We start from the raw sequence: 12,058 nt of genomic DNA on the forward strand, positions 1-12,058 counted from the left end.
GATCGCAGCCTGCGGCAACTCCTGCACAGATCAATGCAGGAGTTGCCGCAGGCTGCGATCTTTTGCTTTTTACCCCCGCGAAAAAGTCGATAGAACTTCCGGCCCAGCGCCAGCCTCATAGCTAACAAGCCCCCCATTCTGGTAACGACATGGACCTTGTTATCGCGCGCCCGGAAGGTTTGTACTGCCCCGCCGGGGATTTCTACATTGACCCGTGGCGCCCCGTCGAGCGTTCGGTGATTACCCATGCCCACGGCGATCACGCGCGTACCGGCAACCAGCACTACCTGGCCAGCAGCGCCAGCGAAGGGATTCTGCGCGCGCGACTCGGTCAAGACATCAACCTGCAAACCCTCGCCTACGGTCAGCGCCTGAGCCATCACGGCGTCACCCTGAGTTTTCACCCGGCGGGTCACGTCCTCGGTTCGGCACAAGTGCGTCTTGAATACGGCGGTGAAGTCTGGGTTGCGTCCGGCGATTACAAGGTCGAGCCGGACGGTACCTGCGCGCCGTTCGAACCAGTGCGCTGCCACACCTTCATCACCGAATCGACCTTCGGCCTGCCGATCTATCGCTGGCAACCGCAGGCGCAGATCTTCGCCGAGATCAATCAGTGGTGGGCGGCGAACATCGCTGCCGGCAAGGCCAGCGTGCTGTTCTGCTATTCGTTCGGCAAGGCACAGCGGATTCTGCATGGCATCGATGAAAGCCTCGGCCCGATCCTCAGCCATGGCGCGGTCGAACCGCTGAACCGGGTCTACCGCGAGGCCGGGGTGTATTTGCCGGCGACGATCTACGCCGGTGACGTCGCCAAGAACGATCCGCGCATGCGTGAGGCGCTGGTCATCGCCCCGCCCTCGGCGGGAGGCAGCAGCTGGATGCGGCGTTTCGGCGATTTCAGCGACGCGTTCGCCAGTGGCTGGATGCGCTTGCGCGGCACGCGACGGCGGCGCGGTGTCGACCGTGGCTTCGTGCTTTCCGATCACGCCGACTGGCCCGGGTTGCTCTGGGCAATCGAACAAACCGGCGCCGAACGGGTGATGGTCACTCACGGTTCGATCGGCGTGCTGGTGCGTCATCTGCGCGAGCAGGGTCTGGATGCGCAAGGCTTCAACACCGAATACGGCGATGACGAAGAAGACAACATCGCCGCCCAGCCAACCATCGCCGAGATGCCCGCATGAAGGCCTTCGCCGAGTTGTACGCCGAACTCGACGCGACCACGTCGAGCAACGCCAAACTGGCGGCGATGCAGGCTTATTTCGCCCAGGCGGCACCGCAAGATGCAGCGTGGGCAGTGTATTTCCTGTCTGGCGGCCGACCTCGGCAACTGGTGCCGGTGCGCATCCTGCGCGAGATTGCCGTGGACATGTCCGGGCTCGAACCCTGGCTGTTCGAGGAGAGTTATCAGGCTGTCGGCGATCTGGCGGAGACCATTTCGTTGGTACTCCCGGAAAATCTGCACAGTTCTGAAGCCGGCCTTGCGCAATGGATCGAAGACAAACTGCTGCCGTTGCGCGGTGAAACGCCAGAATTTTTGAGCAGGCAACTCCCGGCGCTGTGGGCGCAACTGGATCGTTCAAGCCTGATGCTGTGCATCAAACTGATCACCGGCAGCTTCCGCGTTGGCGTGTCGAAATTGCTCGTTACCCGTGCACTGGCGTCGATGGCCGGTCTGGACAGCAAACGCGTGGCGCAACGCCTGGTCGGCTACACCGACCTGTCCAATCGCCCGAACGCTGCCAGTTATCTGAAACTGATTGCCCCTGAATCCGCCGACGAGCATGCCCAGCGAGGCGGTCAGCCTTACCCGTTTTTCCTCGCCCACGCGTTGTCGCAACCGGTTGAAGAATTTGAAGCGTTGATCGGGCCGGCCAGCGATTGGCAGATCGAATGGAAGTGGGACGGCATCCGCGCACAAGTGGTCAAGCGCGACGGCAAGTTGTGGGTGTGGTCGCGCGGAGAAGAACTGGTCACCGAGCGCTTTCCCGAACTGGATGTGCTGGTTCACGGGCTGCCCGATGGCACGGTGATCGACGGCGAAATCGTCGTGTGGAAAAGCACCCATCCCAGCACCGAAGATGCTTTCGATCCGCAATCCAACGAACCGCCAGCGGTACAGCCGTTCGCCCTGTTGCAGCAGCGCATTGGCCGCAAAACCCTCGACAAAAAGATTCTCGAAGAAGTGCCGGTGGTGGTGCTCGCCTACGACTTGCTGGAATGGCAAGGCGAAGACTGGCGCAATCAACCGCAGGCCAAACGCCGCGCGCAACTGGAAGAGGTCATCGCTCGCTGTAACAGCCCGGTGCTGCTGCCCTCGCCGGTGCTGACCGGCAGCGACTGGTTCGACCTTGCCCGCCAGCGCGAGGCCTCTCGGCGCTTGGGTGTGGAAGGCATGATGTTAAAGGCGCGTGACTCGCTATACGGTGTTGGCCGTACCAAAGACATGGGCGTGTGGTGGAAGTGGAAAGTTGATCCGTTCAGCGTCGATGCCGTGCTGATTTATGCGCAACGCGGCCATGGGCGCCGGGCCAGTTTGTACAGCGACTACACCTTTGCGGTGTGGGATGGTCCGCCGGAGTCGAGCCAACGGGCGCTGGTGCCATTCGCCAAGGCTTATTCAGGGCTGACGGATGCGGAGATGCGTCAGGTCGACAGCATTGTGCGCAAGACCACGGTGGAGAAATTCGGCCCCGTCAGTAGCGTGAAACCGAGCCTGGTGTTTGAGCTGGGCTTCGAAGGCATCGCCCTGTCGCGGCGGCATAAAAGCGGGATTGCGGTGCGTTTCCCGAGGATGCTGCGCTGGCGGCAGGATAAGACCGTCGATGAAGCGGACAGCCTGGCCACTCTGCAAGACCTGCTGGCCTGAACCCTTCTCAGGCGATAAATAACCCCTGTGGCGAGGGGATTTATCCCCGTTCGGCTGCGAAGCGGCCCCCTGCAATTTCACTGGAAAACCGCATACTCAGGTTTTGCGACTGCTTCGCAGCCGAACGGGGATAAATCCCCTCGCCACAGGGAAATCATATTCCGCAAAACCTGGGGTTTGATCCGAAAGGGTGCAACGAAATCGCAATGCCCATTTCCGGGCATTCCATCCCCCTCGCCGCCCCCCGCCCAACCTTTTAAAACACTTGTTCGGGACTCTGGTTCGGAAATTGCTACTTTCTATAGGTCGTACGCGTTCCAGTAACAATAATTCTGCGCCACAAGCGCTCATATTGGTTCTTAGGGATTGAATAATGAAAAAAGCATTGCTGACCCTTTCTGCACTGGCGTTGTGCATGGCCGCTGGCTCCGCGCTGGCCAAGGAATACAAAGAGCTGCGCTTTGGCGTTGACCCTTCGTACGCACCGTTTGAGTCGAAAGCGGCCGACGGCAGCCTGGTGGGCTTCGACATCGACCTGGGCAACGCGATCTGCGCCGAACTGAAGGTCAAGTGCAAGTGGGTCGAAAGTGACTTTGACGGCATGATTCCGGGCCTCAAAGCCAATAAATTCGACGGTGTGATCTCGTCGATGACCGTGACCCCGGCCCGCGAAAAAGTCATCGACTTCTCCAGCGAGCTGTTCTCCGGCCCGACGGCCTACGTGTCGAAAAAAGGTTCCGGTATCACCGCCGACGTCGCGTCGCTGAAGGGTAAAACCGTCGGTTACGAGCAAGGCACCATTCAAGAAGCCTACGCCAAAGCCGTACTGGACAAGGCCGGCGTGAAAACCCAGGCCTATCAGAACCAGGATCAGGTGTACTCCGACCTGACCTCCGGCCGTCTCGACGCTGGTATCCAGGACATGTTGCAAGCCGAACTGGGCTTTTTGAAGTCGCCACAGGGCGCCGACTATGACGTCAGCAAGCCAGTCGACAACGAATTGCTGCCAGCCAAAACCGCTGTCGGTATTAAGAAAGGTAACACTGAGCTGAAGGCGCTTTTAGATAAAGGTATCAAAGCGTTACACGACGACGGCAAATACGCCGAGATTCAAAAGAAACACTTTGGCGATCTGATTCTGTACAGCGGCAAATAATGCCTCGGCGCCCATCTTCGATGGGCGCCTTTTCCATCCGCTCAGGTTGCTGATTTATGTTCGAAACCCTCCTGCAAAATCTGGGGCTCTCCGCCTTCAGCCTCAAAGGCTTCGGTCCTTTGTTGCTGGAAGGCACCTGGATGACCATCAAATTATCGGCGTTGTCGCTGCTGGTGGCCGTGTTGCTCGGTCTGATCGGCGCCAGTGCCAAACTGTCAAAAATCAAATTGGTGCGCCTGCCCGCCCAGCTCTACACCACGCTGATTCGCGGGGTGCCGGACCTGGTGCTGATGCTGTTGATCTTCTACAGCCTGCAAACCTGGTTGACGACGCTGACCGACTACCTGGAATGGGAATACATCGAGATCGACCCGTTCAGCGCCGGGGTGCTGACCCTCGGCTTCATCTATGGCGCGTATTTCACCGAAACCTTCCGCGGCGCGATTCTCGCGGTGCCGCGCGGTCAGGTTGAAGCTGCGACCGCATACGGCCTAAAACGCGGCCAGCGCTTTCGCTACGTGGTGTTCCCGCAAATGATGCGCTTCGCCCTGCCGGGTATCGGTAACAACTGGATGGTGATGCTCAAGGCCACCGCGCTGGTGTCGATCATCGGCCTCGCCGATCTGGTCAAAGCCGCGCAGGACGCCGGTAAAAGCACTTATCAACTGTTCTACTTCCTGGTCCTCGCTGCGTTGATTTACCTGCTGATCACCAGTGCGTCGAACTTCATTCTGCGCTGGCTCGAACGCCGTTATGCCGCCGGTTCCCGGGAGGCCGTACGATGATCGAACTTCTGCAGGAATACTGGCGCGCCTTCCTTTATACCGATGGCCAGAACATCACCGGGCTGGCGATGACGATGTGGCTGCTCACGGCCTCAATCGTTATCGGTTTCCTTGTGTCGATTCCGTTGTCGATCGCGCGGGTGTCGCCGCACTTCTACATTCGCTGGCCGGTGCAGTTCTACACCTACCTGTTCCGGGGCACGCCGCTGTATATCCAGTTGCTGATTTGCTACACCGGGATCTACAGCCTCGCCGCCGTGCGCGCGCAGCCGATTCTCGACAGTTTCTTTCGCGATGCGATGAACTGCACGATCCTCGCCTTCGCCCTCAACACCTGCGCTTACACCACGGAGATTTTTGCCGGGGCGATCCGCAGCATGAACCACGGCGAAGTCGAAGCGGCCAAGGCTTACGGCCTGACCGGCTGGAAATTGTATGCCTACGTGATCATGCCTTCGGCGCTGCGCCGTTCGTTGCCGTATTACAGCAACGAAGTGATCCTGATGCTGCACTCGACCACCGTGGCTTTTACCGCGACCATTCCCGACATCCTGAAAGTCGCGCGGGACGCCAACTCGGCGACCTTCCTGACCTTTCAGTCGTTCGGCATCGCCGCGCTGATCTACCTGACCATTACCTTTGCGCTGGTCGGCCTGTTCCGCCTTGCCGAACGCCGATGGCTGGCCTTCCTCGGGCCGACTCACTAGGACAACACTGCAAATGCGCCACCTGATCCATGACTTGCTGGCCCCGCTGCCGGGGACCGCACGACAGATCCACAGCTTCCACTTCGGCCCGGAACAGGCCAAAGGCAAGATCTACATCCAGTCCTCGCTGCATGCCGATGAACTGCCGGGCATGCTCGTCGCCTGGCACCTCAAGCAGCGTCTGACAGAGCTGGAAGCCGCCGGGCGCCTGCGCAGCGAAATCGTGCTCGTGCCCGTGGCCAACCCGGTCGGCCTCGAACAGGTGCTGATGGATGTGCCACTGGGCCGCTACGAGCTGGAGAGCGGGCAGAACTTCAACCGCTGGTTCGTCGACCTCAGCGAGGAAATCGGCAATGCCATCGAAGGCAAGCTGAACGATGATCCGCAGCACAACCTCGAACTGATCCGCACGCATCTGCGCGCTGCCCTCGCCCGCCAGACCGCCGGCACGCAACTGCAATCGCAGCGCCTGACCCTGCAACGGCTGGCCTGCGATGCCGATATGGTCCTCGACTTGCACTGTGATTTCGAGTCAGTGGTGCACCTCTACACCACGCCCGAAGCCTGGCCGCAGGTCGAGCCATTGGCGCGTTATATCGAGTCGCAGGCGAGCCTGTTGGCCACCGATTCCGGCGGCCAGTCGTTCGACGAATGCTTCACGCTGCTGTGGTGGCAATTGAAGGAACGCTTCGGCGAACACTTCGAGATTCCGCTCGGCAGCTTCTCGGTGACCGTCGAGTTGCGCGGCCAGGGTGACGTCAATCACCCAATGGCCAGCCGCGACTGCCAGGCGCTGATCGACTACCTGATCCAGTTCGATGCGATCGTCGGCGAGACCAAACCGCAGCCGCCATTGCCGTATCCGGCCACTCCGCTGGCCGGCGTCGAACCGGTGACCACGCCGGTTGGCGGCTTGCTGGTGTACTGCGTCACCGCCGGTCAATACCTGGAAGCCGGCCAGCAAATCGCCGAAATCATTGACCCGATCAACGACAAGGTCACCCCCATTCATTGCTCCGCCGCTGGCCTGCTCTATGCCCGCTCGCTGCGGCGCATGGCCACTGCCGGCATGGTCATCGCCCACGTGGCGGGCGCCGAAGCCTATCGCAGCGGCTACCTACTTTCGCCTTGAGGATGTTCGTCCCATGTACAAACTGACCGTTGAAGGCCTGCACAAAAGCTATGGCGACCATCAGGTGCTCAAAGGCGTTTCGCTCAAGGCCAAGACTGGCGACGTGATCAGTCTGATCGGCGCCAGTGGCTCGGGCAAAAGTACCTTTTTGCGCTGCATCAACTTTCTCGAACAACCCAACGACGGGGCGATGAGCCTCGACGGCCAGGCGATCCGTATGGTTACCGACCGCCACGGCATGCACGTCGCCGACGCCGATGAACTGCAACGCCTGCGCACCCGGTTGGCGATGGTTTTCCAGCACTTCAACCTGTGGAGCCACATGACCGTGCTGGAAAACATCACCATGGCCCCGCGCCGGGTGCTGGGTTGCAGCAAACAGGAAGCCGACGACCGCGCCCGACGTTATCTGGACAAGGTCGGCTTGCCGGCACGGGTGGCGGATCAATACCCGGCGTTCCTCTCCGGGGGTCAGCAGCAACGCGTGGCGATTGCCCGGGCGTTGGCGATGGAGCCGGAAGTGATGTTGTTTGACGAACCGACTTCAGCGCTCGATCCGGAGTTGGTCGGGGAAGTGTTGAAGGTGATTCAAGGTCTGGCTGAAGAAGGCCGCACCATGATCATGGTCACCCACGAGATGAGCTTCGCCCGCAAGGTTTCCAGCCAGGTGCTGTTCCTGCACCAAGGCCTGGTGGAAGAAGAAGGCGCTCCCGAGGATGTGTTGGGCAACCCGAAAAGCGAACGCCTCAAACAATTCCTCAGCGGCAACCTGAAGTAACGTCTTGCTCATGTAGGAGCTGCCGCAGGCTGCGATCTTTTGATCTTGTTTTTTACAATCAAAAGATCGCAGCCTGCGGCAGCTCCTACAGGGGTTCGCGTTGTTTTTTAAACCTTTCGCTGGTCAGCGTGGTCACTGGAAGTACACCTCCAGAGCGCGCGCAGCCGGCATGGCGAAATATCCCGACCACGCAAAAACCTGGTTCAGCGCCCGCGACTGGAAGCCGTTCGCCTTTCAGAAGCAGGTCTGGGCGGCGGTCAAACGCGGAGAATCCGGGTTGCTGCATGCCAGCACCGGTGCCGGCAAAACCTATGCGGTGTGGTTCGCTGCACTCAACCGTTTCGCCAAATCCGCTGCCATCGTTGAAACCTCGCGCAAGCGCAAACCACCGGCCGAACCACTGACCGTGTTGTGGATCACGCCCATGCGCGCGCTCGCCGCCGACACCGCGCGCGCTCTGCAAACCCCTGTCGATGATTTGCAAATACCGTGGAGCATCGGTCTGCGCACCGGCGACACCAGCAGCAGCGAACGCGCGCGCCAAAGTCGACGCCTGCCGACCACGTTGATCACTACGCCGGAGAGCCTGACCTTGCTGCTGGCCCGAGCCGATGCGCAGGTCGCGCTGTCGACGCTGCGGATGATCGTCGTCGACGAATGGCACGAACTGCTTGGCAACAAGCGCGGTGTGCAACTGCAACTGGCCCTCGCGCGTTTGCGTCGCTGGCAACCGGATCTGATTGTCTGGGGCGTGTCCGCCACGCTCGGTAATCAATCCCACGCCGAGGAAGTACTGATCCCACAGAGCGGTGGCATCAGTGTTCAAGGGCAAAGCGAAAAATCGCTGAAGGTCGACACCCTGATCCCACCGTCCATCGAGCGCTTTCCGTGGGCCGGACACATCGGCTTGAAAATGCTGCCACAGGTGGTCGCCGAGCTCGACGCCTGCGCCAGCACGCTGGTGTTCACCAACACCCGAGCGCAGTCGGAGATCTGGTATCAGGCGCTGCTCGAGGCACGACCGGATTGGGCCGGATTGATCGCACTGCATCACAGTTCTCTGTCTCGCGACACCCGCGACTGGGTCGAGAAAGCCTTGAAGGATGGCCTGTTGAAAGCCGTGGTCTGCACCTCGAGCCTGGATCTGGGTGTGGATTTTCTGCCGGTTGAGCGCGTCCTGCAAATCGGCTCGGCCAAAGGCGTTGCCCGCTTGATGCAACGCGCCGGGCGTTCGGGCCATGCACCCGGACGTACCTCTCGCGTGACGCTGGTGCCGACCCACAGCCTTGAATTGATCGAAGCCGCGGCTGCCCGCGACGCGGTCGAGCAACGGCGCATCGAACCACGCCTGTCGCCGCATAAATCGCTGGATGTGCTGGTGCAGCATCTGGTCAGCATGGCCCTCGGTGGTGGATTTTTGCCGGATGAGCTGTACGAAGAAGTCCGTACTACGTGGGCTTATCGCGATCTGACGCCTGCGCATTGGGCGTGGGCGCTGGCTTTCGTACGCCACGGCGGGATGTCTCTGACAGCCTATCCGGATTATCGCCGGGTCGAACCGGATGAACATGGCGTCTGGCGTGTACCGGATGCGCGTCTGGCGCGGCGCCATCGCATGAGCGTCGGGACCATCGTCAGCGATGCCAGCATCAACCTGAAATTCTGGAGCAAGGCCGGCGGTGGGAAACAGCTGGGCAGCGTCGAGGAAGGCTTTATCGCGCGGCTCAAACCCGGTGATGGATTTCTGTTCGCCGGGCGTTTGCTGGAGTTGGTGCGCGTGGAAAACATGACCGCTTACGTCAAACGCAGCAGCGTGAAAAAAGCGGCGGTGCCGCGCTGGAATGGCGGGCGGATGCCACTTTCCAACGAATTGGCGCAAGCCGTGGTGGCACGCTTCAGTGCGGCCGCAGAAGGTGAGTTTATCGGCGCGGAAATGCAGGCGCTGCGTCCGCTACTGGAGACTCAGGCACGCTGGTCGGGGCTGCCGACCGTTAACAACCTGCTGGCGGAGGTGCTGAAATCCCGCGAAGGCTGGCATCTTTTCCTCTATCCGTTCGCCGGGCGGCAGGTGCATCTGGGGCTGGCGAGCTTACTGGCCTGGCGCGTCAGTCAGCGCCAACCGGTGACCTTCTCGATCGCGGTAAATGATTACGGTCTGGAGCTGCTCAGTGCCACGCCGGTGGATTGGTCGAAGCAGCTCAACGCTGAACTGCTCGATCCTGCGCATCTTTTGGCTGACGTTCTGGCGAGCCTCAATGCTGGCGAACTGGCTTTGCGGCGTTTCCGCGAAATCGCGCGAATTGCCGGGCTGGTGTTCGCCGGCTACCCCGGCGCGCCGAAAAGCACCCGACAGGTGCAGGCTTCGAGCGGACTGTTCTATGAAGTATTCAAACAATATGACGCGGACAACCTGTTGCTCGCCCAGGCCGGGGAAGAAGTCCTGCGCGAAGAGCTGGATATTCGTCGCCTGGAACAGACCCTGGAGCGCATCAACCGGATGAAACTGGACGTGCAGCAGATCAAACGTCCTACGCCGCTGGGCTTTCCGTTGCTGGTGGAGCGAATGCGCGAAAGCATGAGCTCGGAAAAACTCGCCGACCGGATCAGGCGCATGGTCGGTGATCTGGAAAAATCGGCCGACAAAGGCAAACGCCTATGAATACGCCTTATCCCGTAAGGCTGGCCGGGGAAGAGCTGTGGCTGCTGCCGGAAAAAGCCCTGTACTGGCCGGCGCAACAGGCGCTGCTGATCGCCGATGTGCATTTCGGCAAGGCCGCGGCTTACCGCAGCCTCGGCCAACCGGTTCCGCAAGGCACCACGGCGAGCAACATCGCGGTGATTGATCGATTGCTGGCAACGCTGCCCTGCCGGCAACTGATATTTCTCGGGGATTTCCTGCATGGCCCAGGCTCTCATGCTGCGGGCACCTTGGGGGCCTTGGCGCAATGGCGCGCACGTCACGTTGATCTGCCGATGACGCTGATTCGCGGCAATCATGACAAGCGCGCGGGGGATCCACCGGCGGCGCTGAACATTCGAGTGGTGCCGGAGCCGCTACTGCTGGGCCCATTCGCCCTGCAGCATGAGCCCGAGCCACATCCTGAGCGGCATGTGCTGGCCGGGCATGTGCATCCGGTTTATCGCCTGCACGGCAAGGGCCGCCAGAGTTTGCGGCTGGCGTGTTTCAGGTTGGGCGAACGCATCAGTCTGATGCCGGCGTTCGGCGCGTTTACCGGCGGTTATGCGGTTGAAAAGGATGACAGCTGCAAAATCTTTGTCATCGGTGATAACGAAATCTGGCCAGTCAACTGATCCGCCCCTCATCCCTGTACAAGCAAGCTTGCTTGCGAAGGCGTCCGCCCATTCACCCAAGATGAAACAGACAGACGGCTTCGCGAGCAAGCGTTGCTCCTAGAGAAGCACAAGCATCAGGCCACTGGCGCCGGTGGTGGCTCATCCGGCAGCGTCGGTTCGCCCGGTTCGGTCGGCTGTTCGTTGGGCGAGTCAGGATCAGGCTGACCGGGAATTCCACCGGCCATGCTCAAGGATGGTTGTGCCAACAAGGACCAGGCCAATACGCCAACCTGATTGGGCTCAAGCCTTGCCAGCTCGGCAGTGATATGCGGGTCGATCTTCATGGAGCACTCCTCGGCGAAGGCCCGCTTTGCCAGAAACAAAAACGGGCAGTACACCCCATAGAGTGTCTGCCCGCCAAAGAATTCCCGACATCCGCCGGATGGACGAATCAGGTACGCGGCAGAGTCACGCCACGCTGGCCCTGGTACTTGCCACCGCGATCCTTGTAGGAAACTTCACATTCTTCATCGGATTCGAGGAAGAGCATCTGCGCCACGCCTTCGTTGGCGTAGATTTTTGCCGGCAGGTTGGTGGTGTTGGAGAATTCCAGAGTCACGTGACCTTCCCACTCTGGTTCGAGCGGAGTGACGTTAACGATAATGCCGCAGCGCGCGTAGGTGCTCTTGCCCAGGCAGATGGTCAATACGTTGCGCGGAATGCGGAAATATTCGACGGTGCTGGCCAGTGCGAACGAGTTCGGCGGAATGATGCAGACATCACTGTGGACGTCGACGAAGCTGCCCGGATCGAAGTTTTTCGGGTCGACGATCGACGAGTTTATGTTGGTAAACACCTTGAAATGATTGGTGCAACGCACATCGTAGCCGTAGCTCGACACACCGTAGGAGATCACTCGGTTGTCGTCGTTGCCACGCACCTGGCGCTCAACGAAGGGCTCGATCATGCCGTGTTCCTGCGCCATGCGGCGAATCCACTTGTCCGATTTGATGCTCATGGCGGGGTGTCCTGAATAGCGAGGTGGAAAAATTCTGTCCGGCATCTTACCGGGCGCGCCGCCGGGTTCAAAGTGCGGGCTGCAATTCTCGCCGATCCCCCATGATTTACGCGGTCTGGCGACGAACCGTCACACCGTCGATCCCTAAATCTCAGAAACCTTCGCAAGAAGCATTGGCACGTCTCGGAAAAAGGGTTAAGGTGGCGCCACTGTGCTGCTTGTGTCACTGAGAATCTCTACACGATATGTTGAATTTCGATCCAACCATCTACAAGAATTTTTCCTGCTCTTTGCACTCAGTCTCGGCCATGTTTCTTCC

11 protein-coding genes are annotated in these 12,058 nt (G+C 60.2%); 9 read left to right on the forward strand and 2 right to left on the reverse strand.

Features of this window, described 5'->3' with window-relative positions; genetic code table 11:
* The first annotated feature begins 149 nt into the window (after nt 1–149).
* The 9 genes from ACIPZE_RS25840 to pdeM all read left to right on the forward strand — a co-directional run bounded on the left by ACIPZE_RS25840 (nt 150) and on the right by pdeM (nt 10,739).
* A complete protein-coding gene (locus tag ACIPZE_RS25840) occupies nt 150–1,184 on the forward strand; it encodes a ligase-associated DNA damage response exonuclease (protein ID WP_400776168.1) in 1,035 nt (344 codons plus the stop codon).
* Nucleotides 1,181–2,869, forward strand: coding sequence for an ATP-dependent DNA ligase (locus ACIPZE_RS25845; protein WP_400776171.1), 1,689 nt, complete (start codon nt 1,181–1,183; stop codon nt 2,867–2,869). The genes ACIPZE_RS25840 and ACIPZE_RS25845 overlap by 4 nt, the downstream gene beginning before the upstream one ends.
* Before the next feature lie 373 nt (nt 2,870–3,242).
* Entirely contained in the window at nt 3,243–4,025 is a 783-nt protein-coding gene (locus tag ACIPZE_RS25850; protein ID WP_129390082.1) for a transporter substrate-binding domain-containing protein, read from the forward strand.
* A 56-nt stretch (nt 4,026–4,081) separates the two neighbouring features.
* Complete coding sequence (locus tag ACIPZE_RS25855) at nt 4,082–4,810, forward strand: ABC transporter permease (protein WP_400776174.1); 729 nt, start codon at nt 4,082–4,084, stop codon at nt 4,808–4,810.
* Nucleotides 4,807–5,517 (forward strand): ABC transporter permease, encoded by a 711-nt coding sequence (locus tag ACIPZE_RS25860; protein WP_158832068.1) that lies wholly within the window; start codon nt 4,807–4,809, stop codon nt 5,515–5,517. Before ACIPZE_RS25855 ends, ACIPZE_RS25860 begins: the two co-directional genes overlap by 4 nt.
* Before the next feature lie 13 nt (nt 5,518–5,530).
* Entirely contained in the window at nt 5,531–6,649 is a 1,119-nt protein-coding gene (locus ACIPZE_RS25865) for a succinylglutamate desuccinylase/aspartoacylase family protein (RefSeq protein WP_283437449.1), read from the forward strand.
* Nucleotides 6,650–6,662: 13 nt separating this feature from the next.
* Nucleotides 6,663–7,427, forward strand: a complete 765-nt coding sequence (locus tag ACIPZE_RS25870) for an ABC transporter ATP-binding protein (protein WP_034154958.1) — start codon at nt 6,663–6,665, stop codon at nt 7,425–7,427.
* Nucleotides 7,428–7,596: 169 nt separating this feature from the next.
* Nucleotides 7,597–10,086, forward strand: a complete 2,490-nt coding sequence (locus ACIPZE_RS25875; RefSeq protein ID WP_400776179.1) for a ligase-associated DNA damage response DEXH box helicase — start codon at nt 7,597–7,599, stop codon at nt 10,084–10,086.
* The gene (gene pdeM, locus ACIPZE_RS25880; RefSeq protein ID WP_283437451.1) at nt 10,083–10,739 is read left to right on the forward strand and encodes a ligase-associated DNA damage response endonuclease PdeM; all 657 of its coding nucleotides are present in this window, start codon (nt 10,083–10,085) and stop codon (nt 10,737–10,739) included. The genes ACIPZE_RS25875 and pdeM overlap by 4 nt, the downstream gene beginning before the upstream one ends.
* Nucleotides 10,740–10,855: 116 nt before the next feature.
* Here pdeM and ACIPZE_RS25885 read toward each other — a convergent pair whose 3' ends face one another.
* Together ACIPZE_RS25885 and dcd are read right to left on the reverse strand one after the other, a co-directional pair.
* A complete protein-coding gene (locus ACIPZE_RS25885; protein ID WP_283437452.1) occupies nt 10,856–11,065 on the reverse strand; it encodes a hypothetical protein in 210 nt (69 codons plus the stop codon).
* Between the two features lie 107 nt (nt 11,066–11,172).
* Nucleotides 11,173–11,739: a dCTP deaminase gene (gene dcd / locus ACIPZE_RS25890; protein WP_129390062.1), complete on the reverse strand. Its 567-nt coding sequence runs from the start codon at nt 11,737–11,739 to the stop codon at nt 11,173–11,175.
* Nucleotides 11,740–12,058: the final 319 nt, after the last annotated feature.

Source organism: Pseudomonas sp. NPDC089741 (genome assembly GCF_044748825.1).
Taxonomy (GTDB): Bacteria; Pseudomonadota; Gammaproteobacteria; order Pseudomonadales; family Pseudomonadaceae; genus Aquipseudomonas; species Aquipseudomonas helmanticensis.

Excerpts from the sequence above, each read along its gene's own strand:
- ACIPZE_RS25840 (WP_400776168.1), top strand. The coding sequence starts at position 150 with ATGGACCTTGTTATCGCGCGCCCGGAAGGTTTGTACTGCCCCGCCGGG.
- ACIPZE_RS25845 (WP_400776171.1), top strand. The coding sequence starts at position 1,181 with ATGAAGGCCTTCGCCGAGTTGTACGCCGAACTCGACGCGACCACGTCG.
- ACIPZE_RS25850 (WP_129390082.1), top strand. The coding sequence starts at position 3,243 with ATGAAAAAAGCATTGCTGACCCTTTCTGCACTGGCGTTGTGCATGGCC.
- ACIPZE_RS25855 (WP_400776174.1), top strand. The coding sequence starts at position 4,082 with ATGTTCGAAACCCTCCTGCAAAATCTGGGGCTCTCCGCCTTCAGCCTC.
- ACIPZE_RS25860 (WP_158832068.1), top strand. The coding sequence starts at position 4,807 with ATGATCGAACTTCTGCAGGAATACTGGCGCGCCTTCCTTTATACCGAT.
- ACIPZE_RS25865 (WP_283437449.1), top strand. The coding sequence starts at position 5,531 with ATGCGCCACCTGATCCATGACTTGCTGGCCCCGCTGCCGGGGACCGCA.
- ACIPZE_RS25870 (WP_034154958.1), top strand. The coding sequence starts at position 6,663 with ATGTACAAACTGACCGTTGAAGGCCTGCACAAAAGCTATGGCGACCAT.
- ACIPZE_RS25875 (WP_400776179.1), top strand. The coding sequence starts at position 7,597 with ATGGCGAAATATCCCGACCACGCAAAAACCTGGTTCAGCGCCCGCGAC.
- pdeM (WP_283437451.1), top strand. The coding sequence starts at position 10,083 with ATGAATACGCCTTATCCCGTAAGGCTGGCCGGGGAAGAGCTGTGGCTG.
- ACIPZE_RS25885 (WP_283437452.1), bottom strand. The coding sequence starts at position 11,065 with ATGAAGATCGACCCGCATATCACTGCCGAGCTGGCAAGGCTTGAGCCC.
- dcd (WP_129390062.1), bottom strand. The coding sequence starts at position 11,739 with ATGAGCATCAAATCGGACAAGTGGATTCGCCGCATGGCGCAGGAACAC.